We start from the raw sequence: 23,383 nt of genomic DNA, 5'->3' as shown, positions 1-23,383 counted from the left end.
AGCCGAAGGAGTGGACTCATGAAGTACCTGGTCATGGTGCAGGGAACCCAGGCCGACTACGAGGCCATGCGCGGCAAGGCCTCCGCGAACTCCCCGGCCTGGAGCGAGCAGGAGATCCAGGCGATGTACGCCTTCATGAGCGCGATCAACGACGACCTGGCCGAGAGCGGCGAGATGGTCGACGGCCAGGGACTCGCCGAGCCCGCGAAGATCCGGCACGTCGGCCTCGGCGCGGACGGCAAGGCCGTGATCACCGACGGGCCGTACAGCGAGACCAAGGAGCTGCTGGCCGGCTACTGGGTGCTGGACTGCGCGAGCCTGGAACGGGTCACGGAGATCGCCGAGCGCATCGCCCGCTGCCCGCAGCCCGCGGGCGCCCCCGAGTACCCGGTGGTCATCCGCCCCATCCTGGACGGCGCCGGGGACATCTGAGCCCCGTGCGACGGACGACCGACGTCGAGGACCTGCTGCGCCTGCACGCGCCGCAGGTCCTCGGCGCGCTGATCAGGCGCTACGGCCATTTCGACACCGCCGAGGACGCCGTACAGGAGGCACTCCTCGCGGCGGCCGGGCAGTGGCCCGAGGCCGGGGTGCCGGACAACCCGCGCGGCTGGCTCATCAAGGTGGCCTCGCGGCGGCTCGTGGACGCACTGCGGGCGGAGGACGCGCGGCGGGCGCGGGAGGAGAAGGCGGCGGCGCTCGCCCTGCCGCCGGCCGAGCGGGTCCCGCAGGACGACGACACCCTCTCCCTCCTCTTCCTGTGCTGCCACCCCGATCTGCCCCCACCCGCGCAGATCGCCCTCACCCTCCGCGCGGTCGGCGGTCTGACGACGGCCGAGATCGCCCGCGCCCACCTGGTGCCCGAGGCGACCATGGCCCAGCGCATCAGCCGTGCCAAGCAGCGCGTCAAGGGGGTGCGCTTCGGGCGGCCCGACCACGGGGTGGAGCGGCTGCCTGCCGTCCTCCACACGCTGTACCTGATCTTCAACGAGGGCTATACGGCGACCTCCGGCCCGGCGCTGCAACGCCGCGACCTCGCCGGCGAGGCGATCCGGCTGACCCGCACCGTCCACCGCCTCCTCCCCGGCACCGGCGAGGTCACCGGACTGCTCGCCCTGATGCTGCTCACCGACGCCCGCCGCGAGGCCCGTACCGGCCCGCACGGCGACCTCGTGCCCCTCGACGAACAGGACCGCGACCGCTGGGACAAGGCCGCGATCGAGGAGGGCGTGGCTCTCGTCACCCACGCCCTGAGCAGCGGCCCGGCGGGCCCGTACCAACTGCGCGCGGCCATCGCCGCCGTGCACGACGAGGCACCCTCCGCGGAGGCCACCGACTGGCGGGAGATCCTCGGCCTCTACGACGTCCTGGTCCGCCTCGTCCCCGGCCCCGTCGAACTCCTCAACCGCGCGGTCGCCGTCGCCATGGTCCACGGGCCCGAAGCGGGTCTCGCCGAAGTGGATGTTCTGGAGGGCGAGTTGGGGCACCGCCGGGACGCCGTACGGGCGCATCTACTGGAGCGCGCCGGATCGTACGACGAAGCCCGCGCCGCCTACGAGTCGGCGGCCGCGCAGACGCTGAGCCTGCCCGAGCAGCGCTATTTGCACGCGCGGGCCGCACGGCTCAGGGCTTAACGTGAGTCCATGTCCACGCCGATCGTGCACCTGACCGAACGTTCCCTCTGGGAAGCCGCGCGCGCCCGCGGCACGTACGAGATGTCGACCCGCGGCAAGACCCTCCAGCAGGAGGGCTTCATCCACTGCTCGACGCGCGCGCAGCTCCCGGACGTCGCCGCGTTCCTCTACGGCTCCTACGACGGCCCCGACGAACTGGTGCTCCTGGTCATCGACCCCGACCGGCTCGGCGTACCCCTGAAGTACGAGGCCCCGGAGCCCGGTGCCGAGGCGTTCCCGCACATCTACGGGCCGCTCCCGGTGGAGGCGGTGGTCGACGTGGAGCCCTGGGGGTGACGCCACGGCCCCGGTGGTGGTGATGGGCTGTGCTCACGTGGGCGATCGTGGTGGTCGTCGGAGGCGGGCTCACCACGCCCAGCCCGCCGGAGGAGGAGAGCGACGGGATGGATGTCCTGTGCGTCACGACGCGCTGGGCAGCCCGCCCGTCTCCGGATCCCGGCCCGTCAGGCAGTACGTCCCGCCCGCAGGGTCCCGCATCACCGTCCAGTGCTTGCCGTGCGCGACCGTCGCCGCTCCCAGCTCCTCGTGCCGGACCCGGGTCGCCTCGATGTCCGCGCAGGCCAGGTCGAGATGGGCGGAGCCCGCGCGTTCCTCGCCGAGCCGCTGGAGCAGGATGCGGACCGGGAGGCCGGGCGGCGGCGCGAGTACGTGGAACTCGGGCAGGGAGCCGGGGCGGGACTCCCAGTCGGGCAACAGGGCGCTCCAGAAGGCGACTTCGGCGTCGTGGAGCGAAGGCGCGACGTCGAGGCAGACCTGGTCGAGGCGGCTGCCGCGGACGACGGGCGGGCGGACCGACTCCCCGTGCCAGGGCACCGCGCAGAACAACTGCCCGGCGGGGGAGCGGAGTACGGCCCACCCGTCGTGCTCGGCGGCCATGGTCGCGCCCAGCCGCAGAGCCGACCGCACGAACTCCGGCAGGTCGTCCGCGTCCACGCAGAAGTCGAGGTGGGCGCCGCCGTCGCCCCCGTCGACGCCCTGGACCTTGACGCAGGCGTCGGCGCCGTCGGGGAGAAGGGTCACGAACTCGCCCCGCGAGCCACGTGGCGCGGACAGTCGCGTGTCGGTGACCGCCGTCCAGAACTCTTGGGCCCGGTCGAGGAGTTCGATGCGACGGTCGACGAAGGCGTACGTCCAGCGGATGCTCATGCCGGGGATCGTAGGTCAGGGGGACTGCATGAACCGCAGCATATTTCCGGCGGGGTCCCGGAACGCGCAGTCGCGCACCCCGTACGGCATGTCCGTCGGTTCCTGGATCACGTCGGCGCCGGATTCCCGCACGCGGGCGAAGAGGGCGTCGCAGTCCTCGGTGGTGAAGTTGACCCCGCGCAGCACGCCCTTGGCCAGCAGCTGCTCCATCGCCTCCCGGTCGGCGGGGGAGAGGTCGGGGTTGGCCGCGGGCGGCTCCAGGACGATCGACACGTCCGGTTGCAGCGGCGATCCGACGGTCGTCCACCGCATGCCCTCGTACTTGACGTCGTTGCGGACCTCCAGGCCCAGGACGTCGCAGTAGAAGGCGATCGCCTTGTCGTGGTCGTCGACGGCGATGAAACAGGTGTGGAGTTTCAGGTCCATGGGACCAACCTAAGGTCAGAACGGCGTCACGTCCGTCTGGGGCGCGTGTACGCCCGCACCACACAGGGCGGGATCTCCGCGCTCTCCTCGTGCGAGCGGGCCCGGTAGGAGCTCGGTGTCTCGCCCACCAGTTCGGTGAAGCGGGAGCTGAAGGAGCCGAGGGACGTACAGCCGACCGCCATGCAGACATCGGTGACGGAGAGGTCGCCGCGGCGCAGCAGCATCTTCGCGCGCTCGACGCGGCGGGTCATGAGATAGCCGTACGGCGTCTCGCCGTACGCCTCCTTGAAGCTGCGCTGGAAGTGGCCCGGGGACATCAGGGCCGTGCGCGCGAGGGCGGTCACGTCGAGGGGCTCGGTGTACTCGCGGTCCATGCGGTCGCGAGCCTTGCGCAGTCTGACCAGATCCTCACGATTCACCTCGCCACCATCGCACGCAGGCGCACGACTCGACCAGGTCTTATGAGGCGGGCCAATGACGAGCGAGGCGCTCAGGTGACCTGTGTCAGCCTTCGTCGTCCAGCGCGAAACGCAGATACCGCTCCGCCGAACGCCGCACGAAGTCGGGGACGCTGTGCATGAAGCTGACCCACCGCCGGTCCCTGACCACCATGAAGATGCCGCCGCTGAACAGCGCGCCGCGCCCCTCGGGATCGTCCGCCCAGTGCAGCACGGTGCCGCCGGCGAAGTGCGTGCCCGCGTTGACCAGCGTCATGCCGGGGGCGATCGAGTGGGTGTCGCCCGACCCGGCAGCGCCCGCTGCCCGATGGCCACGGACGGCTCCGCGGCGACGCCGCCGACGCATGCCGAAGGGGTCCGGCCAGAACTTCGGCCGGACCCCTTCGGATCCCCGCTGACCCGCGATGGTGCACCGATCGCCGGTCAGGGACGGCTGACTGTGTGTCAGGCCTTCTTGGTCTCCCAGAAGATCTTGTCGATCTGGGCGATGTAGTCCAGCGCCTTCTGGCCGGTCGCCGGGTCGGTGGACGCCTTGGCGGCCGAGAGGGCCTTCAGGGCGTCGTTGACCAGCTGGTGCAGCTCCGGGTACTTCTCGAAGTGCGGGGGCTTGAAGTAGTCGCTCCAGAGCACGGAAACGTGGTGCTTCGCGAGCTCGGCGCGCTGCTCCTTGATGACCGTGGCACGGGCCTGGAAGTGCGGGTCGTCGTTGGCGGCCATCTTCTCCTGCACGGCCTTCACCGACTCCGCCTCGATGCGGGCCTGGGCCGGGTCGTACACACCGCAGGGCAGGTCGCAGTGTGCGCTGACCTTGACCTTGGGGGCAAACAGGCGGGAAAGCATGGAGCATTCCTTCCTCGTGATCGTCTTCTCAGGTGCGACATTACTCCCTGGGAGAGGCGATTTCGCGAGTGCCCCCATGGGCTTAGGACAAAAGTCCGGGGTCAGTATCAGACTGGTGGATGAACGGACAGGGGAGGTGCCGGGGATGCCGGAACTGTCGCAGGAGACCGAACACAGGGGAGCGCTCCTGCCCTTCGGACCGGCCGAGGTGACCGGGCCGTCGATGGTGCCCACGCTGCACCACGCGGACCGGCTCGTGGTGCAGTACGGGGCCCGGATCCGGCCCGGTGACGTGGTGGTCCTGCGGCATCCGTTCCAGCAGGACCTGCTGGTCGTCAAGCGGGCCGTGGAGCGCCGCGAGGGCGGCTGGTGGGTGCTGGGGGACAACGCGTACGCCGGCGGCGACAGCACGGACTACGGTGTCGTGCCCGTCGAACTGGTCCTGGGCAAGGTGCGTCTGAGGTACCGGCCGCGCAGGCCGGATCAGCGTTCGCCGTTCGCCGTCGCGCGCTGGGTGCTGTCCTGCGCCAGGCCCGTCCTCTCCGACCGGTCGGCCTCCAGGCGTTTGCGGGCGCGGTAGGCGGCCACGTTGGCGCGGGTGGCACAGCGGTCGGAGCAGTAGCGCCGGGAGCGGTTCGTGGACGTGTCCAGATAGGCGTTGCGGCAGGGCGACGCCTCGCACAGGCCCAGGCGGTCCACGCCGTACTCCGTGAGGTGGAAGGCGAGGCCCATCGCCGCGATGGCCGCGTAGCCGGCGGTCGCGTTGGACGGGTGGTCCGCCAGGTGCATGTGCCACAGGGGGCGGCCGTCGTCGTCGCGGTGGTCGTGCCCGGAGATCTGCGGGCTCACCGGGAACTCCAGGAGGAGCGAGTTCAGCAGGTTCACCGCCAGGCTCTCGTCGCCGTCGTTCGCGGCCTCGAAGACCGCCCTCAGGCGTCCGCGGACCGAGCGGAAGCGGCTGACATCGGCCTCGGCGGCGCGCCGGGCCGCGTCCTGGCTGGCGCCGAACAGGTCGCGCACGGCCTCGACCGAGGTGAGCGAGTCCTTGCCCCGGGCCGGGTCCTCGGTGTTGACGAGGCGCACGGCGTAGTCCGAGTAATAGGCCAGTTCCACTTGTAGTCCTTACGGAGGCGTTCTATCGTCGTCGTGCGGTCGGCCGGTAACAGCTGATCGTGCTTCCAGGGTATTACGCATACGTTCGAAGAGGGGGCTCCCATGACGACGAGTACCGGAACCGACTGGCAGGCCTGGCAGGAGAGCTGGGACCGGCAGCAGGAGTGGTACATGCCCGACCGGGAGGAGCGCTTCCGGATCATGCTCGACATGGTCGAGGCCCTCGTCGGACCCCGCCCCCGGGTACTGGATCTCGCGTGCGGCACGGGAAGTATCACGGCCCGGCTGCTCGCCCGGTTCCCGGAGGCCGTCAGCACGGGTGTCGACCTCGACCCGGCGCTCCTCGCTATCGCCGAGGGCACCTTCGCGGTCGACGAGCGGGTCACCTTCGTGACGGCCGACCTCAAGGACCCGGACTGGACGGCGAAACTGCCCCACGCGTCGTACGACGCCGTCCTGACCGCCACGGCCCTGCACTGGCTGCACAGCGAACCCCTCGCGGCCCTCTACGGTCAGGTCGCGGGCCTGGTCCGCGACGGTGGTCTCTTCATGAACGCGGACCACATGATCGACGACACCACGCCCCGGATCAACGCGGCCGAACGCGCCCAGCGCCACACCCGTATGGATCAGGCCAGGCGCGACGGCGCCCTCGACTGGTCCGAATGGTGGCAGGTCGCCGCCAACGACCCCGTCCTCGCGGAGCCCACCGCCCGCCGCTTCGAGATCTACGGCGACCACGCCGACGGCGACATGCCCTCCGCCGCGTGGCACGCACGCGTGCTGCGTGAGAAGGGCTTCGGGGAGGCTCGGCCGGTGTGGTGCTCGCCGTCGGACACGCTGTTGCTCGCGGTGAAGTAGCGCATGGGAAAGGGGCGGTACGGGAATCCCGTACCGCCCCTTCCACGTCGTACCGCCGCTACAGCACCTTCGACAGGAACGCCTGCGTCCGCTCGTGCTGCGGGTTGGTCAGGACGTCGCGGGGGTTGCCGGACTCGACCACCACGCCGCCGTCCATGAAGACCAGGCTGTCGCCGACCTCGCGGGCGAAGCCCATCTCGTGGGTGACGACGATCATCGTCATGCCGGACTCGGCGAGGTCGCGCATGACGTCGAGGACGTCGCCGACCAGCTCCGGGTCGAGGGCCGAGGTCGGCTCGTCGAACAGCATCAGCTTCGGGTCCATGGCGAGGGCCCGGGCGATGGCGACGCGCTGCTGCTGGCCGCCGGAGAGCTGCGCGGGGTAGGTGTCGGCCTTGTCGGCCAGTCCGACCCGGTCGAGCAGCTCCCGCGCCCGCTCCCTCGCCTGGGCCTTGCTCACGCCCTTGACCTGGACCGGCGCCTCGATGATGTTGTCGGCGGCCGTCATGTGCGGGAACAGGTTGAACCGCTGGAACACCATGCCGATGTCCCGGCGCTTCAGGGCGACCTCGCTGTCCTTGAGCTCGTACAGCTTGTCGCCCTTCTGGCGGTAGCCGACCAGCTCGCCGTCGACGTACAGCCGCCCGGCGTTGACCTTCTCCAGGTGGTTGATGCACCGCAGGAAGGTCGACTTGCCGGAGCCGGACGGGCCGATGAGGCAGAACACCTCGCCGGACTGCACTTCCAGGTTGATGCCCTTCAGGACCTCGACCAGGCCGAAGGACTTGTGGACGCCCTCGGCCTTCACCATGGCGGTCATGCGGCACCTCCCGTCGACGAACGGTTCGACAGGGACAGCAGGTTCGCCCTGACCTTCTGGAGCGGGGTCGCCGGCAGGCTGCGGCTGGAGCCGCGTGCGTAGTACCGCTCCAGGTAGTACTGGCCGACGCTGAAGACCGAGGTCAGCACGAGGTACCAGGCCGCGGCGAGGAACAGCATCTCGGCCGGGGCACCGGAGGTCTGACCGATGTCCTGGGCGACGCGGAGCAGCTCCGAGTACTGGACGACCGACACCAGCGAGGTCGTCTTCAGCATGTTGATGACCTCGTTGCCCGTCGGCGGCACGATCACGCGCATCGCCTGCGGGATGACGATCCGGCGCAGCGTCTTGGCATGGCTCATGCCCAGCGCGTGCGACGCCTCCGTCTGGCCCTCGTCGACGGCCAGCAGGCCGGCGCGGCAGATCTCCGCCATGTACGCCGCCTCGTTGAGGCCGAGGCCGAGCAGGGCCGTCAGGAACGGGGTCATGAACTGCGACCACTCGTCCTTGTAGACCGGCCCGAGGTTGATGTACTCGAAGACCAGGCCCAGGTTGAACCAGACGATGAGCTGGACCAGGACCGGGGTGCCGCGGAAGAACCAGATGTAGAACCACGCGATGGACGAGGTCACCGGGTTCTTCGACAGGCGCATCACCGCCAGCAGGATGCCGCCGACGATGCCGATGACCATGCACAGCACCGTGAGCAGAAGCGTCTTGCCCACGCCGCTGAGGATGCGGTCGTTGAAGAAGTAGTCCGGGATCGCGCCCCAGTTGATCCTGCCCTGGGAGAACGCGTAGACGATGGCGCCCAGCGCGGCGAGCGCGACCACGGCGGAGACGTACCGCCCGTAGTGGCGGACGGGGATGGCCTTGATGGCCTCCGGACCGGCCGGCGGGGTGTCCGCCGGCCCGTCCTTCTTGTCGATGTCAGCAGTCACGGATGTTGCCTTTCAGTGCCCGCGGTCCGCGGTCACTTGCCGCCGTTGACGGCGGCCTTGGTGACGGCGCCGTCCTCGACGCCCCACTTCTTCATGACCTTGTCGTACTCGCCGTTCGCGATGATCGCGTCCAGGGCGGCCTGGAGGGCGTCCCGCAGCTGGGTGTTGTCCTTGGCGACCGCGATGCCGTACGGAGCGGCCTCGACCTGCTCGCCGACGAGCTGGAAGTCCTTGCCGCCGCCGGAGTTCGCGACCGCGTACGCCGCCACCGGGAAGTCGGAGGAGCCGGCGTCGGCGCCGCCCGCGCGCAGCCGGGTCTGGGCCTGCTGGTCGTTGTCGAAGGACTCGAGCGTCAGCTTCTTGCCGCCCGGGCACTTCTTGGCCTCGGCCTTGGCGAGGTCCTCGGAGACCGAGCCGCGCTGCACGACGAGCTTGCGGCCGCACAGGTCGGCCCACGTCTTGATGTCGGTGTTCTTGCCCTTCTGGGTGTAGATCGAGACACCAGCGGTGAAGTAGTCCACGAAGTCGACGCCCTCACCGACCTTCTTGCCGGTCTCGGAGTCGACGCCCTCCTGGCGGTCCTTGGTGTCGGTCATCGCGGACATGGCGATGTCGTACCGGTCCGAGCGCAGGCCCGTGATCAGCGTGTCGAAGGTGCCGTTCTCGAACTCGAACGTCACCCCCAGCTGCTTGCCCAGGGCGGCCGCGATGTCCGGGTCGATGCCGACCGTCTTGCCGGAGTCGTCCTTGAACTCGACCGGCGCGTACGCGATGTCCGAACCGACCTTGATGACGCCCTTGTCGCGGATCTCCTTGGGCAGCTTGTCGGCCAGCGGAGCAGAGGACGTCGAGGCGGTGTCGGAGCCGTCCGACCCGTTGTCCTTGGTCTGGTCACCGCAACCGGTGAGAAGCAGGGCGCCTGCGACCGCGATCGCGCCTACCGCGGCAGTCCTGGAGCGCGCGGCGGTCGTACGACGGGAGCTTGCGGTCATTTTGGGTTCCTCCGGCGGATGGGTGGAGTTGCCGATGGGGCGGGCATCTGTCGACGGTGCCGACGAACGCCTTGGTTTCTCAGGTCGACGAGAGCACACGCCTTCGAGTGTCGCGACCTCGTGTGATTACGGCATCTTGCCATTCGGACTGGACCATTCAGGGGCCCAGCCATGTCAAAATCGGATAACGGGTGACCCCCGAACCGCATCAGGTCGGACATCACGGCCGCACCTTCTGCGGGAATCTCTCCTTCCGGCCGGAGGATCTTCGGCGCATCTCAGGATGCGAGCGTGGCCTTGACGTCACGGCCCGCTGTTCAAGTCCTTGTCAAGAGGCAATCGAGGATGAGTCCGCATATTTGACCATGATTCATGTCACCGGTCTGTGGCCCACAAGGTCCGTCATGTGACCTTGCACTTATGGACTCGTCGCGGGTGCCGTCCGTCCGGTAAGAAGGTTCTTTACACCCCTCATCCGGGGCTCAGGGCGCGTGTGCGGCGCGCCCGTCGCGCACGACCCATACGCATCACCGACAGGGTTGTACGCGGTGCCCGCCCACTTCTCAACCAGGAGTGGCCACCCTCAAACCATGAATATCTAAGGGGTAGAACAAGTGGCAGCGGAGATCGTCAATCCTCGCAGCGACAGCGATACGGGCCAGGACGGGGCGGAGCCCCTCGATTCCTTCGACCCCGCGTTCGCGCTGCATCGCGGCGGCAAGATGGCTGTGCAGGCCACCGTGCCGATCCGTGACAAGGACGACCTGTCCCTCGCGTACACGCCCGGCGTGGCGAAGGTGTGCAGCGCCATCGCCGAGCAGCCCGACCTCGTCCACGACTACACGTGGAAGTCCTCCGTCGTCGCCGTCGTCACGGACGGCACGGCCGTGCTCGGACTCGGTGACATCGGGCCCGAGGCCTCCCTTCCGGTGATGGAAGGCAAGGCCATCCTCTTCAAGCAGTTCGGCGGCGTCGACGCGGTGCCGATCGCGCTGGCCTGCACGGACGTCGACGAGATCGTCGAGACCGTGGTCCGGCTCGCGCCGTCCTTCGGCGGCGTGAACCTGGAAGACATCTCGGCGCCCCGGTGCTTCGAGATCGAGAAGCGCCTCCAGGAAGCCCTCGACATCCCGATCTTCCACGACGACCAGCACGGCACGGCCGTCGTGACCCTCGCCGCCCTGCGGAACGCCGCGCGGCTGACCGGGCGCGGGGTCGGTGAGCTCCGTGCGGTCATCTCGGGCGCCGGCGCGGCCGGTGTCGCCATCGCGAAGATCCTCGTCGACGCCGGGATCGGGGACGTCGCCGTCGCCGACCGCAAGGGCGTGGTGTCGGCGGACCGGGACGACCTCACCCCGGTCAAGCGCGAGCTCGCCGGCTTCACCAACAAGGCCGGCCTCACCGGGACCCTGGAGGCCGCTCTGGAGGGTGCCGACGTCTTCATCGGCGTCTCCGGCGGCACGGTGGCGGAGGAGGCGGTGGCGTCGATGGCCAAGGGCGCCTTCGTCTTCGCCATGGCCAACCCGAACCCCGAGGTGCACCCGGACGTCGCGCACAAGTACGCGGCGGTCGTGGCCACGGGCCGCTCCGACTTCCCGAACCAGATCAACAACGTCCTCGCGTTCCCGGGCATCTTCGCCGGTGCGCTCCAGGTGCGGGCCTCCCGTATCACCGAGGGCATGAAGATCGCGGCGGCGGAGGCGCTGGCGGCGGTCGTCGGTGACGACCTCGCGGCGGACTACGTGATCCCGTCGCCGTTCGACGAGCGGGTGGCTCCGGCCGTCACCGCGGCTGTCGCGGCCGCGGCCCGTGCGGAAGGTGTTGCCCGCCGCTGAGGCAGGCAGCTGTGGGTGGCCCCGTCCGGTTCGCCGGGCGGGGTCGCTTTTTTTACCTGAGCAGGGGGCTGAGCGGGTGGTTTTTCGCCCCCGCAGCCCCTGCCCGTCCCGTCCTCCAGGGGCTGCCGCCGCTTTGACCCCGCTCCCAGCGGGCTCCGCCCCTGCACCCCCGTCGGCCCTGAAGGGGCCTCGTCCTCAAACGCCGGACGGGCGGGAAGATCCTGACCGGCGTCGAGGGGCGCAGCCGCCTTCGGGTGGGTGGGGGTGGGGACGGTAGGGCCTCGTCGTCGGACGCCGGACGGGTTGGACCTGTCGCGCAAGAGGGTGTGTGTCACACGCTTTCCCGGTTCCCCGTGTCGCCGGTGGACCCTATCGTCAAGGTCATGTTCGCCGCCTATGCCGCCCGCATCGACCGTGACCAGCCGCTCTCCGGACTCGAGTTGGGGGAGCGTCCGGCTCCCGAGGCCCGCCCCGGCTGGAGCGTGATCGACGTCAGGGCCGCCTCCCTCAACCACCACGACCTCTGGTCCCTCAAGGGCGTCGGTCTGTCCGAGGACAAGTTGCCGATGATCCTCGGCTGTGACGCCGCCGGTGTCGACGAGGACGGCAACGAGGTCGTCCTGCACTCCGTGATCGGCCAGACCGGACACGGCGTCGGCCCCAGGGAGCCCCGCTCCATCCTCACCGAGCACTACCAGGGCACCTTCGCCGAACAGGTCGCCGTGCCGACCTGGAACGTCCTGCCCAAGCCCAAGGAGCTCTCCTTCGCCGAGGCCGCCTGTCTGCCCACGGCGTGGCTGACGGCGTACCGGATGCTCTTCACCAACGCGGGCGTACGCCCCGGCGACTCGGTCCTCGTCCAGGGCGCCGGCGGTGGTGTCGCCACCGCCGCGATCGTGCTCGGCAAGGCCGCCGGTCTGAGGGTCTTCGCCACCAGCCGGGACGAGGCCAAGCGCAAGCGGGCGATCGAGCTGGGCGCCGTGGAGGCGCTGGAGTCGGGGGCGCGGCTGCCGCAGCGGGTGGACGCCGTCATCGAGACCGTCGGCGCCGCCACCTGGTCCCACTCGGTGAAGTCCCTGCGGCCGGGCGGCACGCTGGTCATCTCCGGTGCGACGAGCGGCGACCGGCCCTCGCACGCCGAACTCACCCGGATCTTCTTCCTGGAGCTCAAGGTCGTGGGCTCGACCATGGGCACCAAGGACGAGCTGGAGGACCTGCTGTCCTTCTGCGCCGCCACCGGGGTGCGTCCGGTGATCGACGAGGTGCTTCCGCTGGACCGGGCCCGCGAGGGCTTCGAACGGCTGGCGTCGGGCGAACAGTTCGGGAAGATCGTGCTCACGCATTCCTGAGGTGCCGTGAGGTGACATGAGGCGGGTCCGGGATCTCGGGCCCGCCTTTCTCGCATCCGCGGCGTCAACTTTGGTTGACACGCGGTTGCTGTCAACGTAAGTTGACGGCATGACCGAAGCAACGGATCTCGCCGAGCGTGCGGGCGACCGCGATCCACGGGTCGGCCTGCGGGCCGTCGCCGCCCTGCGCCGGCTTCTCGAACAGCTGGAGTCGGTGCAGGTGCGCAGCGCGCGCAACCAGGGCTGGTCGTGGCAGGAGATCGCCGCCGAACTCGGTGTGAGCAGGCAGGCCGTGCACAAGAAGTACGGGAGGCATTGATGTTCGAGCGGTTCACGAAGGACGCCCGCGCCGTGGTGCAGTCGGCGGTGACACAGGCCGAACGGACGGGCGCGGACACCGTAGACGCCGAGCACCTTCTGCTCGCGCTGCTCGACCGCGAGGCGAGCCGTGCCTCATTCGCGCTGGCCTCGCTGGGCGTCGCGGAGGAAGGCAAGGAGTCGGTTCGGCAGTCCCTGGCCGAGGCCCGGCGCCGTGCCGGCCTCTCCCAGGCCGAGTCCGACGCCCTCGCCGGACTCGGCATCGACGTCGCGCGGATCGTCGCCCGCGTCGAGGAGGTGCACGGCGTCGGCGCGATGTCCGGCGACCGCAAGGGCAGGAGTGGCCTGTCCGGGCGCCGCCCCTTCAGCCGGGGCGCCAAGGACACCCTGGAACGCTCCCTGCGCACCGCCGTCGCCCGCCACGACCGCCATATCGGCGACGAACACCTGCTTCTCGCCCTCACGATCCGCCCCGGCGTCCCGGGCGAGGTGCTCGCCGACCACGGGGTGACGTACGAGTCGCTGGTCCGTGTGCTCTACGGCGACGGGGAGGCGAAGGCGGGCTGAGGGGGGTGAGGGGGCGGAGGCGGACCCGGGGCGGTGGGGCGGCGCCGGGTCCGGAGGTGGGCCTGAGGAGACTCAGGCCTTCGGTGCCCTCAGCAGTGCCCCGATGTGCGCCGCCGCCGTCGACAGGTGCCGGCGGGCGTCGCGGAGCTGGTCCGAGGTGACGCCGTGGTCCCGGGCCGCGTCGCGGATGTCGTCCCGGAAGCGGTCGAGGAGGCGGTCCAGGTCGCGGGCCGAGTCCCCGGTGCCGTCGTCATGGGCCCAGGCCGGTTCGTAGTCGGCGGGGAAGTCCTCGGGGGTCTGTGAGTACTCGGGCGCGCCCGCCGCCGGCTTCGCGCCGTCCTTCTCCGCGTGCCCGTGCCCGAACCCGAAGTCCTTGCCGAACTCCCTGCCGTAGTCCCGCCCGAACTCGCCGAACTCCTTGGCCAGTTCGGTCAGCCCCTCGCGCACCCCCGTCGGCCAGTCGCCCCGCGCGAAGTGGTCCTGCACCTGCTCCTGGACCCGCCGTGCGATGCGCTGCACCTCTTCCTGGGCCTGGACCCGCGCCCGCTCCTGCGCCTCCTTGGCCTGACGCCGGGCCCGCTGGGCCTCCTCACGGGCCCGCCGGCTCTCGTCCTTGGCACGCCGGGCCTGCTCCTTCCACTCCTGCTTGACGCGGCGCATCTCCTCCTTGGCCGCGCGCCACGACTCGTTGTCGCCCTGGTCCCCGAACTCCCCTGGAGGGCCGTCCTGGTCGCCGCCGCGGGCCTGCGAGGCGGCCGCCCGCATCTCGCGCCGCAGGTCGCCCGCCGCACCGCGCACATCGGCCCGGATCTCGGCGGCGAGCTCGGCGACCGACTCCCGGATCTCCAGCTCCAGATCGGCCAGCTCACCGCTGCGGTCGGCCAGTTCGGCGCGGCCCGCGTCCGTGATGGCGTACACCTTGCGGCCGCCCTCGGTGGTGTGGGTGACCAGGCCCTCGGCCTGCAGCTTGGCGAGGCGGGGGTAGACGGTGCCGGCCGAGGGTGCGTACAGCCCCTGGAACCGCTCCTCCAGCAGCCGGATCACCTCGTAGCCGTGGCGGGGGGCCTCGTCGAGCAGCTTCAGCAGGTAGAGGCGGAGGCGGCCGTGGGCGAAGACGGGAGGCATGTCAGAGCACCTTCTTGTCGGTCGTGCCGTCGGCCGGGGTGTCGTCGGCGTCGGCCGCGTCCGCGGCGTCAGCGCCCTCACCCGGGCCGGAAACGGAATTGTCCCCCGAGTCGCTCTGCGGACCGGTCACCGGGCCGGTGCCCGCCTCCTCGGGCACCGGGCCCCTGTCCGCCGGGTCCGCGTCCCACGGCACGTCCTCGGCCGGCGGGCGGCGCAGCAGGGCGATCGAGCCCGAGACGGTGGTCGCCTTCAGGCTGCCGTTGCCCGCGCCGAGCCGGCCGGTGATCCGCTTGGCGCCCCACTGGCCGCCGACCCGCAGGTCCTCGAAGGCGTTGGAGACCTTTCCGCTCGCGGTGTTCGCCTCCACCTCCGCGTCCGCCGGGTGGGGGAGGCGGATGGCGATCTCGCCGGACACGCTCGTCAGGTTGATGTCGGTCGGGCGGCTGGTCGGATCGAGGTCGACGATCATCGAACCGCTCACCGAGTCCGCCTTGACGGAGGAGCCCGCCTCGACCACGGTCAGGTCGCCGGAGACGGAGTTGAAGCGGAGGTCTCCGCGCAGGGCCTGGGCCTCCAGGTTGCCCGAGACGGTGTCGGCGCGGACGGGGCCGGTGAGCCCCACGAGCGTGGTGTCGCCGGTGACCCCCTTGACCTCCGCGCGTCCGTCGATCCCCGAGATCACGGCCGCGGCGCCCACCACGCCCACCTCGACCCGGGTGTCGGCCGGCACGGCCAGCGAGACGACGGCACTGCGCCGCCAGCCCTTGCGGTCCAGCCACTTGAGGAAGCCCTTCCAGGGCAGGTCCTCGTAGGCCACCGTGAGCGTGCCGCCCTCCTGGGTCACCACCAGGGGCGGCCCCTCCAGCTCGGAGACCTCCAGACGGGCGGAACCTTCGTCCGTGCCCACGACGTTCACCGTGCCATTGACGATGCGTACATGGAGCTGGCTCACCGGCTCGTCGAATGTGAGCTTCCTGGGCTCCGATACGGACCACTCGGACATGGTGCAGACCTCCCCGTGACACCGCACACGCCATATCGCGTCTTCCGTCATTCACGATATATCGCGGACACGGAAAGTCAAGACACCCGTTCTGGGGATGTTCGGAGCCCAAAAATGCCCAAACCATATGAATCCGCCTAGCGTGTGAGCATGTCCCCGACGGATGTTCCTCGTACCGGTCCCGCCCCGGGTGCCCTGCTGCTCTGCCGCGCGGAACCCGAGTCCGTCGCCCCGGCCGCCCGGCTGCTGCGCGAGCGCATGCTGCTCACGAGCGCGGGCGCGCAGTGGAGCGTCCTCGTCCCCGAAGGCAAGCCCTGGCAGCAGGGCGGCGAGCCGGTCGACCGCGTTCTCACCGGCTGGGCCACGGCACTGGCCGTCGGCGCCCCCTGGCCCGTCCTCGCCCTGTGGTGGGACGCCGACCGCAGCGGCTACACCCTCGCCGCCGGCTTCCGCCGCCCCGTCGGCTACGTCTGGCTCGCGGGCGGCACCCCGGCCGGCGAGGACGAGGCCATGCGCACCTTCGCCACCCGCCTGGGCCTGGACCCGGTCCTGGACGTGCAGTCCCTGAACGCCCTCATGCAACCCGACCCGGCCGCCGACGCCCGCGCCCGCCTCCGCGGCCTCCTCGCCGTCCTCACCCGCGCGGGCCTGACCCTCCCCACCGGTCTCGCCCCCGGCGAACCCGCCGACCGCCTCCGCGAGGTCGCCGGCGTCCAGCCGGACGCCCGCCCGGTCGAGTGGTCGGGCTGGCGGGACGCGGTCCGCGCGGAACTCGACGTCGTCGAGAGCAGCCGCCTGGGCCCCTGGCTCCCCTGGGCGGGCACCCCCAGGGCGCGCGTTCTCGCCCTGGCCCAGGTGGCCGCGGGCGTCCCGCTCACGGCCCTCGGGCTGCGGCGCCGCAGCGGCGGCTGGATCACGGCGGGCGCCCTGCTGCTGGCGCACGGGACGCTGGGGCTGGCGTACGACCTGGGGCGGCCGCGCGACTGACGTACGGCATACCCTGAGGGAGTAGGTCCGAGGGCAGTGCCCGTCCGTATCAGGAGCGAGAGTTGTACTTCACCGACCGTGGCATCGAAGAACTGGAGAAGCGGCGCGGCCAGGAGGAGGTCACCTTCGAGTGGCTCGCCGAGCAGCTGCGGACGTTCGTCGATCTCAACCCGGACTTCGAAGTGCCGGTGGAGCGGCTGGCCACGTGGCTGGCGCGACTGGACGACGACGAGGACGACGAGTAGTCAGTCCGCCCGGCCGACGGGCGGCAGATACCGCGGCTGCCCGTCCGGATCGGTCACCGCGGTGAACCCGGCGCCCTCCAGCAGGGCGGCGTTCTTGGCCCGGTAGCGCCGGTTCGCGACGAGCAGGACCGGGACGAGGGCCATCAGCGCGGCCCAGAGGGTGCCGCCGACGAGAAGGCCGAACTTGATCCAGGGGCCGATGGCCAGCCCGGTGAAGCCGAACGTGGTGAGCCCGAGCATCTGCTTCTCGGTGAAGCGGGTGGCCAGCTCGAAACTGATCCGCGCGTTCAGCACCGCGACCGCGTGGTCGTCCAGTGGCGGCAGCGCGCCTCCCCGGGCGGCGCCCGGGTATCTCACCCAGTTCTCCGCCGCCCGCGCGCGGGCGGCGGGGCCGTGGGCGGGCACGACCCGGATCGCGTACTTCCTGTCGAGTTGCTGAGCGCTCACGTACTCGTACCCGAACTGCTCGGCGTAGAAGGCGAGTCGAGCGAGCCCCTTGGTGGTCCCCAGGCCGGTGGTGGCCTGGACGGGCTCACCGCCGCCCATCCGGCGCAACATCTTCCGTACATGGCGCTCGCCCACGCACACACCCCCGTAGCGGGAAGGGCCCGGCCCCTGGACGGGGTCGGGCCCTTCTGCGATCAATTGATCAACTGTGCCGAGACCTACGCCTCGAACACCTCACGCACCAGCTGCTCCTGCTCGGCCTGGTGGCGCTTGGCCGAACCCACCGCAGGCGACGAGCCGTGCGGACGCGAGATGCGCCGCAGACGCTCGCCGTGCGGGACGTCCGCGCCGACCGCCAGGTCGAGGTGGTCGATCAGGTTGAGGGCGATGAAGGGCCACGCGCCCTGGTTCGCCGGCTCCTCCTGGGCCCACAGGTACTTCTCGGCGTTCGGGTACTTGGCGATCTCCGCCTGGACCTCGGCGCCGGGCAGCGGGTACAGGCGCTCGATACGGATGATCGCCGTGTCCGTGTTGCCCCGCTTGGTGCGCTCGGCATCCAGGTCGTAGTACAGCTTGCCCGTCACGAAGACGACCTTGCGCACCGCGGCCGGGTCCGGCACCGTCGAGTCGCCGATGACCGGGCGGAACTGACCCGACGTGAACTCCTCCGTCTTCGACGCGGCGGCCTTGAGGCGCAGCATCGACTTCGGGGTGAAGACCACCAGCGGCTTGTGGTGCGGGTTGTGCACCTGCCACCGCAGGAGGTGGAAGTAGTTCGACGGCAGGGTCGGCATCGCGACCGTCATGTTGTTCTGGGCGCAGAGCTGGAGGAACCGCTCGACACGGGCCGAGGAGTGGTCCGGGCCCTGGCCCTCGTAGCCGTGGGGGAGGAGGAGGGTGACGCCGGAGGTCTGGCCCCACTTCTGCTCCGCCGCCGAGATGTACTCGTCGACCACCGTCTGAGCGCCGTTGACGAAGTCGCCGAACTGCGCCTCCCACATCACGAGCGCGTCGGGGCGGGCCAGCGAGTAGCCGTACTCGAAGCCCATGACCGCGTACTCGGACAGCAGGGAGTTGTAGACGTTGTAGCGCGCCTGGTCCTCGGCGAGGTACTGGAGCGGGGTGTGCTCCTCGCCCGTCTCACGGTCGATGAGGACCGCGTGGCGCTGACCGAAGGTGCCGCGCTGGGAGTCCTGGCCGGAGAGCCGGACCGGGGTGCCCTCCAGCAGGAGGGAGCCGACGGCCAGCGTCTCGCCCATGCCCCAGTCGATCGTGCCGTCCTCGACCATCGTCGCCCGGCGCTGCAGCTGCGGCAGCAGACGCGGGTGGACGTGGAAGGTGTCGGGGATGTTGACCTGGGACTCGGCGATCCGCTTCACGGTCTCCGAGGTGATCGCGGTGTTCACGGCGACCGGGAAGTCCGCCTGCGGGTCCGAGATCGGTCCCGCGGCCGGCTGGGCCGTGATGGCCTCGCGGACCTCGGTGAAGACCTTCTCCAGCTGGCCCTGGTAGTCCTGCAGGGCCTGCTCGGCCTCTTCCAGGGTGATGTCGCCGCGACCGATGAGGGACTCGGTGTAGAGCTTGCGCACCGAGCGCTTCTTGTCGATCAGGTCGTACATCAGCGGCTGGGTGAAGGCCGGGTTGTCGGACTCGTTGTGGCCGCGGCGGCGGTAGCAGATGAGGTCGATCACGACGTCCTTGTTGAACGCCTGACGGAACTCGAAGGCCAGCCGGGCCACGCGGACGACGGCCTCGGGGTCGTCGCCGTTCACGTGGAAGATCGGTGCCTCGATCATGCGGGCCACGTCCGTGGCGTACATCGAGGAACGCGACGACTCGGGAGCCGCCGTGAAGCCGACCTGGTTGTTGATGACGATGTGGACCGTGCCGCCGGTGCGGTAGCCGCGCAGCTGCGACATGTTCAGGGTCTCGGCCACCACGCCCTGGCCCGCGAAGGCCGCGTCACCGTGCAGGGCGACCGGCAGGACGGTGAAGTCCGTGCCGCCCTTGTTGATGATGTCCTGCTTGGCGCGGGCGATGCCCTCGATGACCGGGTCGACCGTCTCCAGGTGGGACGGGTTCGCGGCCAGCGAGACGGTGATCTGCTCGCCGTCCAGGCCGGTGAAGGTGCCCTGGGCGCCCAGGTGGTACTTCACGTCGCCGGAGCCGTGCATCGACTTCGGGTCGAGGTTGCCCTCGAACTCGCGGAAGATCTGGGCGTACGACTTGCCGACGATGTTCGCGAGCACGTTCAGCCGGCCGCGGTGGGCCATGCCGATGACGACCTCGTCCAGACGCGACTCGGCCGCGCTGTCGATGACCGCGTCCAGCAGCGGGATGACGGACTCGCCGCCTTCGAGCGAGAAGCGCTTCTGGCCGACGTACTTCGTCTGCAGGAAGGTCTCGAAGGCCTCCGCCGCGTTCAGCCGGCGCAGGATGCGCAGCTGCTCCTCGCGCTCCGGCTTGGAGTGCGCGCGCTCGATGCGGTCCTGGATCCACTTGCGCTGCTTGGGGTCCTGGATGTGCATGAACTCGACGCCGGTGGTGCGGCAGTACGAGTCGCGCAGCACGCCGAGGATGTCGCGCAGCTTCATCAGGGACTTGCCCGCGAAACCGCCGACCGCGAACTCGCGCTCCAGGTCCCACAGGGTGAGGCCGTGCTCGGTGATGTCCAGGTCGGGGTGCTTGCGCTGGCGGTACTCCAGGGGGTCGGTGTCGGCCATGACGTGGCCGCGGACCCGGTAGGAGTGGATCAGCTCGAAGACGCGGGCGGCCTTGGTGACGTCGTCGTCGTGCGAGGCGTCGATGTCCTTGAGCCAGCGGACCGGCTCGTAGGGGATGCGCAGGGCCTCGAAGATGTCGTCGTAGAAGCCGCCCTCGCCGAGGAGGAGGTTCGCGACGATCCGCAGGAACTCGCCGGAGGCGGCGCCCTGGATGACCCGGTGGTCGTAGGTCGACGTGAGCGTCATGACCTTCGAGATGCCGAGCTTGTTCAGGGTGTCCTGGGAGGTGCCCTGGAACTCCGCCGGGTAGTCCATGGAGCCGACGCCCATGATGACCGACTGTCCGGGCATCAGACGCGGCACGGAGTGGACGGTGCCGAGGCCGCCGGGGTTGGTCAGGGAGACCGTGACACCGCTGAAGTCGTCCATCGTCAGCTTGCCGTCGCGGGCGCGGCGGACGATGTCCTCGTAGGCCTGCCAGAACTCGAAGAAGTTCAGCGTCTCGGCCTTCTTGATGCCCGCGACGACCAGCTGGCGGTCGCCGTTGGGCTTCACCAGGTCGATCGCGAGGCCGAAGTTGACGTGCTCCGGCTTGACCAGGGTCGGCTTGCCGTCCTTCTCCGTGAAGGAGTAGTTCATCGACGGCATGGCCTTGATGGCCTGCACCATCGCGTAGCCGATCAGGTGCGTGAAGGAGATCTTCCCGCCCCGGGCGCGCTTCAGGTGGTTGTTGATGACGATGCGGTTGTCGAAGAGCAGCTTCACCGGGACCGCGCGCACGGACGTGGCCGTGGGCACCTCGATCGAGGCGTTCATGTTCTTCGCGACGGCGGCGGCGGGGCCGCGCAGCGTGACCAGCTCCGGGCCGGCCGCGGACGTGGCGGCGGGCTCGGCCTTCGGCTTGGCCGCTGCGGGCTGCGCCGCGGCCGGAGCCGGGGCGGCGGCCTTCGCGGGCGCCGGAGCGGCGGCCGCGGGCTGCGCGGCCGCGGGGGCGGCGGGAGCCGGAGCGGGCACCGCGGGAGCCGCTGGAGCGGCCGGGGCGGCGGGCGCGGCCTGGGCCGGCGCGGCGGCGGGGGCCGGAGCGGCCGCCGCCGGGGCGGCAGCGGCACCCGGCTTGTAGTCGGCGAAGAAGTCCCACCAGGCTCGGTCGACCGAGTTCGGATCCTGGAGGTACTGCTGATAGATCTCGTCGACGAGCCACTCATTGGGACCGAACGCAGCAGCAGGGTTCTTCCCCGCTTGGTCGGTGTCGGTCGAGATGCTCGAGTTACTGGGGGACTGTGACGACACGGCGGCAACCGCCCTCTTCCGCTTCACAAGGTGATGGACAGCGGGAATAAAGGCTACGCCCCCATGGCCGGGAAGTTCAGGTCGGGCAAGGTCATCGTCGCGTAAGTCACATCGGAAAGTGTGTTTCGGGGCCAGAAATGGCGGGAAACAAGCGTGGTTCCGCTTCAGATGGGAAGGGCTTCGCAGGACCCCGGACGCCGATGGCGCGGGCCTGTGGCTGATCACACGTGTCCGTCAGTGCGGACGCACATGGATCTTGTGGCTCCGGTTCGAACTTTACGTCAACTTGGCAGAGATGGAAGTCCCGGAAGGGTGACAAGAATCCGGCAACCCCGCTCGGATTCGGCCACTCCTATCCGGCCGCCGTGCAGATCCACCGCCCAGCGGGCGATCGCCAGACCGAGCCCCGTGCCGCCGTCGCTGCCGGGACCGTGCGGCCGGTTCACGGCCCCCCGGTTGAACCGCTCGAAGACGCGATGCCACTCCGAGCGCGGGATACCGGGGCCCTCGTCGAGAACCTCCAGCTCCAGGGAGTCCGACAGCGGCCCGCGCCGGGCCTTCACCGTCACGCGCCCGTGCGGCGGGCTGTGCTTGACCGCGTTGTCGATCAGGTTGGCCACGACCTGGTGGATCCGCTCCGGGTCCGCGTTCGCGGTCAGCTCGGGCGGGGACACGTCCAGGTGCAGATGGACGTCCGTACGCGTGTGACTGCCCGATCCGGAGGCGATGCCCGCACGCGCCGAAGCGACCATGTTGGCCTCCTTCAGCACGCCGGACAGATACGGCCACACCTCGAAGCGACGCGTCTTCAGCGGTACGACGCCGTTGTCGAGGCGGGAGAGGTCCAGCAGCGTCTCGACCAGCCGGCCGAGCCGCTCCGTCTGTTTCAGTGCCGTCCGCATCGTCTCGGGGTCCGCGGGCGAGACCCCGTCCACGATGTTCTCCAGCACCGCCCGCAGCCCCGCGATGGGGGTGCGCAGCTCATGGGAGACATTCGCCACGAGTTCCTTGCGCTGCTGCTCCTGGGCCTCCAGGTCGTCGGCCATCCGGTTGATGGTCTCGGCGAGGTCGCCCAGCTCGTCCCGGCGGTTCTCCCGCACCCGGCGCGTGTAGTCGCCGTGCGAGATGGACCGGGCCACCGCGTTCATCTCGTCCAGCGGAGCCGTGAGCGAATGCGCCACGAACTGCGTAATGAGCAGTGTGGCGATCATCGAGAACACCGTGATGAAGCGCAGCTCCGTCTTGGTGCGAACCGCGATCATCGACAGACCCGTGGTGATCAGGACCGAGGTGACGACGAGCGCACCCAGCTTGGTCTTGATCGAGAACGGGCGCACGCCGCCCCAGGGCTCCCAGGGACCTCTCCGTCCGGACGGACCGCCGCTCATGGCGTCGGCGTCTCCAGGGCGTAGCCCACGCCGTGCACCGTGCGGATCCGCTCCGCGCCGATCTTCCGGCGCAGCGCCTTGATGTGGCTGTCGACCGTGCGGGTGCCGGAGGCGTCCGCCCAGTCCCACACCTCCGCGAGCAGCTGCTCGCGGGACAGGACCGCGCGCGGGGTGTTCGCCAGGCACACCAGGAGGTCGAACTCGGTCGGCGTGAGGTGAACATCCTCACTCCGCACCCGCACCCGGCGCTGCGCGTGGTCGATCTCCAGCTCGCCCAGGCGCAGGATGCCGCTTCGGGGCGTAGCGGCGGCCAGTGCGGCCCGCTCCACCCGGCGCAGCAGCACATGCACGCGGGCGGCCAGCTCACGCATGGAGAAGGGCTTGGTCATGTAGTCGTCGGCGCCGACCCCGAGTCCGACCAGCATGTCGGTCTCGTCGTCGCGCGCGGTCAGCATCAGTACCGGCACCGGCCGGGCGGCCTGCACACGGCGGCAGACCTCCAGACCGTCGAAGCCGGGCAGCATGATGTCGAGGATCAGCAGATCGGGCTGCCAGGCCTCGGCCGTGTCGACCGCCGCCGGACCGTCGCCCGCGGTCTGCACGAGGAATCCCTCGGCACGCAGGCGGGTCGCGATGGCCTCCACGATCGTCGGGTCGTCCTCGACCACGAGCACCCGGCGCTGTGCGCCGGGAGTGGCCGTGGCCGTGCCGTTGTGGGAGGTGTGTGTCTGCTCCATCGCCCGCCCCAAGGGTTGCTTTCCGGAATCAGTGGGGTGATCCCGCTTACTGGCTTATGCCTGCGCATGCTTGCGATT

26 protein-coding genes are annotated in these 23,383 nt (G+C 70.2%); 11 read left to right on the top strand and 15 right to left on the bottom strand.

Annotation, left to right across the window (positions count from 1 at the left end; genetic code table 11):
* Positions 1-18 precede the first annotated feature (18 nt).
* The 3 genes from ACIOHP_RS32845 to ACIOHP_RS32835 are packed head-to-tail and all read left to right on the top strand — an operon-like array spanning position 19 to position 1,970.
* Positions 19-432 (top strand): YciI family protein, encoded by a 414-nt coding sequence (locus ACIOHP_RS32845; protein ID WP_401893243.1) that lies wholly within the window; start codon positions 19-21, stop codon positions 430-432.
* A gap of 5 nt (positions 433-437) precedes the next feature.
* Positions 438-1,634, top strand: a complete 1,197-nt coding sequence (locus ACIOHP_RS32840; RefSeq protein WP_401893241.1) for an RNA polymerase sigma factor — start codon at positions 438-440, stop codon at positions 1,632-1,634.
* A 9-nt stretch (positions 1,635-1,643) separates the two neighbouring features.
* Positions 1,644-1,970 carry a DUF952 domain-containing protein gene (locus ACIOHP_RS32835; protein WP_361479592.1) on the top strand — a complete coding sequence of 109 codons (327 nt, stop codon included), beginning with the start codon at positions 1,644-1,646 and terminating at the stop codon, positions 1,968-1,970.
* 123 nt (positions 1,971-2,093) lie between these two features.
* Here the strand turns inward: ACIOHP_RS32835 and ACIOHP_RS32830 are convergent, their stop codons facing one another.
* From ACIOHP_RS32830 to sodN, 5 genes are all read right to left on the bottom strand, one after another.
* A complete protein-coding gene (locus ACIOHP_RS32830; RefSeq protein ID WP_401893239.1) occupies positions 2,094-2,840 on the bottom strand; it encodes a VOC family protein in 747 nt (248 codons plus the stop codon).
* Positions 2,841-2,855: 15 nt separating this feature from the next.
* A complete protein-coding gene (locus ACIOHP_RS32825; protein WP_307025994.1) occupies positions 2,856-3,266 on the bottom strand; it encodes a VOC family protein in 411 nt (136 codons plus the stop codon).
* Positions 3,267-3,292: 26 nt separating this feature from the next.
* Positions 3,293-3,685, bottom strand: a complete 393-nt coding sequence (locus ACIOHP_RS32820) for a helix-turn-helix transcriptional regulator (protein ID WP_046260418.1) — start codon at positions 3,683-3,685, stop codon at positions 3,293-3,295.
* An 85-nt stretch (positions 3,686-3,770) separates the two neighbouring features.
* A complete protein-coding gene (locus ACIOHP_RS32815) occupies positions 3,771-4,070 on the bottom strand; it encodes a hypothetical protein (RefSeq protein WP_401893238.1) in 300 nt (99 codons plus the stop codon).
* A gap of 98 nt (positions 4,071-4,168) precedes the next feature.
* Complete coding sequence (gene sodN / locus ACIOHP_RS32810) at positions 4,169-4,564, bottom strand: superoxide dismutase, Ni (RefSeq protein ID WP_020123534.1); 396 nt, start codon at positions 4,562-4,564, stop codon at positions 4,169-4,171.
* 145 nt (positions 4,565-4,709) lie between these two features.
* Here sodN and sodX point away from each other — a divergent pair, with 145 nt between their 5' ends.
* Positions 4,710-5,144, top strand: a complete 435-nt coding sequence (sodX, locus tag ACIOHP_RS32805; RefSeq protein WP_361542300.1) for a nickel-type superoxide dismutase maturation protease — start codon at positions 4,710-4,712, stop codon at positions 5,142-5,144.
* On the opposite strand, the gene ACIOHP_RS32800 is transcribed toward sodX, so the two are convergent.
* A complete protein-coding gene (locus tag ACIOHP_RS32800) occupies positions 5,048-5,677 on the bottom strand; it encodes a CGNR zinc finger domain-containing protein (RefSeq protein ID WP_361479569.1) in 630 nt (209 codons plus the stop codon). The two genes, sodX and ACIOHP_RS32800, sit on opposite strands and share 97 nt — an antisense overlap.
* 102 nt (positions 5,678-5,779) lie before the next feature.
* On the opposite strand from ACIOHP_RS32800, the gene ACIOHP_RS32795 reads away from it, so the two are divergent.
* Positions 5,780-6,538, top strand: a complete 759-nt coding sequence (locus ACIOHP_RS32795) for a class I SAM-dependent methyltransferase (RefSeq protein WP_401893236.1) — start codon at positions 5,780-5,782, stop codon at positions 6,536-6,538.
* A 58-nt stretch (positions 6,539-6,596) separates the two neighbouring features.
* Here the strand turns inward: ACIOHP_RS32795 and ACIOHP_RS32790 are convergent, their stop codons facing one another.
* From ACIOHP_RS32790 to ACIOHP_RS32780, 3 genes are read right to left on the bottom strand one after another with little or no spacing between them, the layout of a single operon-like run.
* Entirely contained in the window at positions 6,597-7,358 is a 762-nt protein-coding gene (locus ACIOHP_RS32790) for an amino acid ABC transporter ATP-binding protein (protein WP_401893234.1), read from the bottom strand.
* Positions 7,355-8,299, bottom strand: coding sequence for an amino acid ABC transporter permease (locus ACIOHP_RS32785; protein ID WP_401893232.1), 945 nt, complete (start codon positions 8,297-8,299; stop codon positions 7,355-7,357). Before ACIOHP_RS32785 ends, ACIOHP_RS32790 begins: the two co-directional genes overlap by 4 nt.
* A gap of 32 nt (positions 8,300-8,331) precedes the next feature.
* Positions 8,332-9,291 (bottom strand): ABC transporter substrate-binding protein, encoded by a 960-nt coding sequence (locus tag ACIOHP_RS32780; protein ID WP_401893230.1) that lies wholly within the window; start codon positions 9,289-9,291, stop codon positions 8,332-8,334.
* 614 nt (positions 9,292-9,905) lie between these two features.
* Here ACIOHP_RS32780 and ACIOHP_RS32775 point away from each other — a divergent pair.
* From ACIOHP_RS32775 to ACIOHP_RS32760, 4 genes are all read left to right on the top strand, one after another.
* On the top strand, positions 9,906-11,126 hold the full coding sequence (locus ACIOHP_RS32775; protein ID WP_361479554.1) for an NADP-dependent malic enzyme: 1,221 nt from the start codon (positions 9,906-9,908) through the stop codon (positions 11,124-11,126).
* 383 nt (positions 11,127-11,509) lie between these two features.
* A complete protein-coding gene (locus ACIOHP_RS32770) occupies positions 11,510-12,475 on the top strand; it encodes a zinc-binding dehydrogenase (RefSeq protein WP_266888123.1) in 966 nt (321 codons plus the stop codon).
* 109 nt (positions 12,476-12,584) lie between these two features.
* Entirely contained in the window at positions 12,585-12,794 is a 210-nt protein-coding gene (locus tag ACIOHP_RS32765; RefSeq protein WP_007384656.1) for a helix-turn-helix domain-containing protein, read from the top strand.
* The gene (locus tag ACIOHP_RS32760; protein WP_401893229.1) at positions 12,794-13,360 is read left to right on the top strand and encodes a Clp protease N-terminal domain-containing protein; all 567 of its coding nucleotides are present in this window, start codon (positions 12,794-12,796) and stop codon (positions 13,358-13,360) included. Before ACIOHP_RS32765 ends, ACIOHP_RS32760 begins: the two co-directional genes overlap by 1 nt.
* A 72-nt stretch (positions 13,361-13,432) precedes the next feature.
* Here the strand turns inward: ACIOHP_RS32760 and ACIOHP_RS32755 are convergent, their stop codons facing one another.
* On the bottom strand, positions 13,433-14,485 hold the full coding sequence (locus ACIOHP_RS32755; RefSeq protein ID WP_401893227.1) for a helix-turn-helix transcriptional regulator: 1,053 nt from the start codon (positions 14,483-14,485) through the stop codon (positions 13,433-13,435).
* A 1-nt stretch (position 14,486) separates the two neighbouring features.
* Positions 14,487-15,488, bottom strand: a complete 1,002-nt coding sequence (locus ACIOHP_RS32750; protein WP_401893226.1) for a DUF4097 family beta strand repeat-containing protein — start codon at positions 15,486-15,488, stop codon at positions 14,487-14,489.
* 150 nt (positions 15,489-15,638) lie between these two features.
* Between ACIOHP_RS32750 and ACIOHP_RS32745 the strand changes: the two genes are divergently transcribed.
* Together ACIOHP_RS32745 and ACIOHP_RS32740 are read left to right on the top strand one after the other, a co-directional pair.
* On the top strand, positions 15,639-16,475 hold the full coding sequence (locus tag ACIOHP_RS32745) for a hypothetical protein (protein ID WP_401893224.1): 837 nt from the start codon (positions 15,639-15,641) through the stop codon (positions 16,473-16,475).
* 62 nt (positions 16,476-16,537) lie between these two features.
* Positions 16,538-16,720 (top strand): DUF6104 family protein, encoded by a 183-nt coding sequence (locus tag ACIOHP_RS32740; RefSeq protein ID WP_046261288.1) that lies wholly within the window; start codon positions 16,538-16,540, stop codon positions 16,718-16,720.
* On the opposite strand, the gene ACIOHP_RS32735 is transcribed toward ACIOHP_RS32740, so the two are convergent.
* From ACIOHP_RS32735 to ACIOHP_RS32720, 4 genes are all read right to left on the bottom strand, one after another.
* On the bottom strand, positions 16,721-17,365 hold the full coding sequence (locus ACIOHP_RS32735) for a hypothetical protein (RefSeq protein WP_401893222.1): 645 nt from the start codon (positions 17,363-17,365) through the stop codon (positions 16,721-16,723). It abuts the gene before it with no gap.
* Between the two features lie 20 nt (positions 17,366-17,385).
* Complete coding sequence (locus ACIOHP_RS32730; RefSeq protein ID WP_361542264.1) at positions 17,386-21,180, bottom strand: multifunctional oxoglutarate decarboxylase/oxoglutarate dehydrogenase thiamine pyrophosphate-binding subunit/dihydrolipoyllysine-residue succinyltransferase subunit; 3,795 nt, start codon at positions 21,178-21,180, stop codon at positions 17,386-17,388.
* A 281-nt stretch (positions 21,181-21,461) separates the two neighbouring features.
* A complete protein-coding gene (locus ACIOHP_RS32725) occupies positions 21,462-22,568 on the bottom strand; it encodes an ATP-binding protein (RefSeq protein ID WP_307025947.1) in 1,107 nt (368 codons plus the stop codon).
* A complete protein-coding gene (locus ACIOHP_RS32720) occupies positions 22,565-23,305 on the bottom strand; it encodes a response regulator transcription factor (protein ID WP_046261291.1) in 741 nt (246 codons plus the stop codon). Before ACIOHP_RS32720 ends, ACIOHP_RS32725 begins: the two co-directional genes overlap by 4 nt.
* Between the last annotated feature and the right edge of the window lie 78 nt (positions 23,306-23,383).

Origin of the sequence: Streptomyces sp. NPDC087859, assembly GCF_044742595.1 — a bacterium.
In the GTDB taxonomy this organism is placed as follows: Bacteria; Actinomycetota; Actinomycetes; order Streptomycetales; family Streptomycetaceae; genus Streptomyces; species Streptomyces canus_F.
This window is presented reverse-complemented; position numbering and strand designations above follow the sequence as displayed.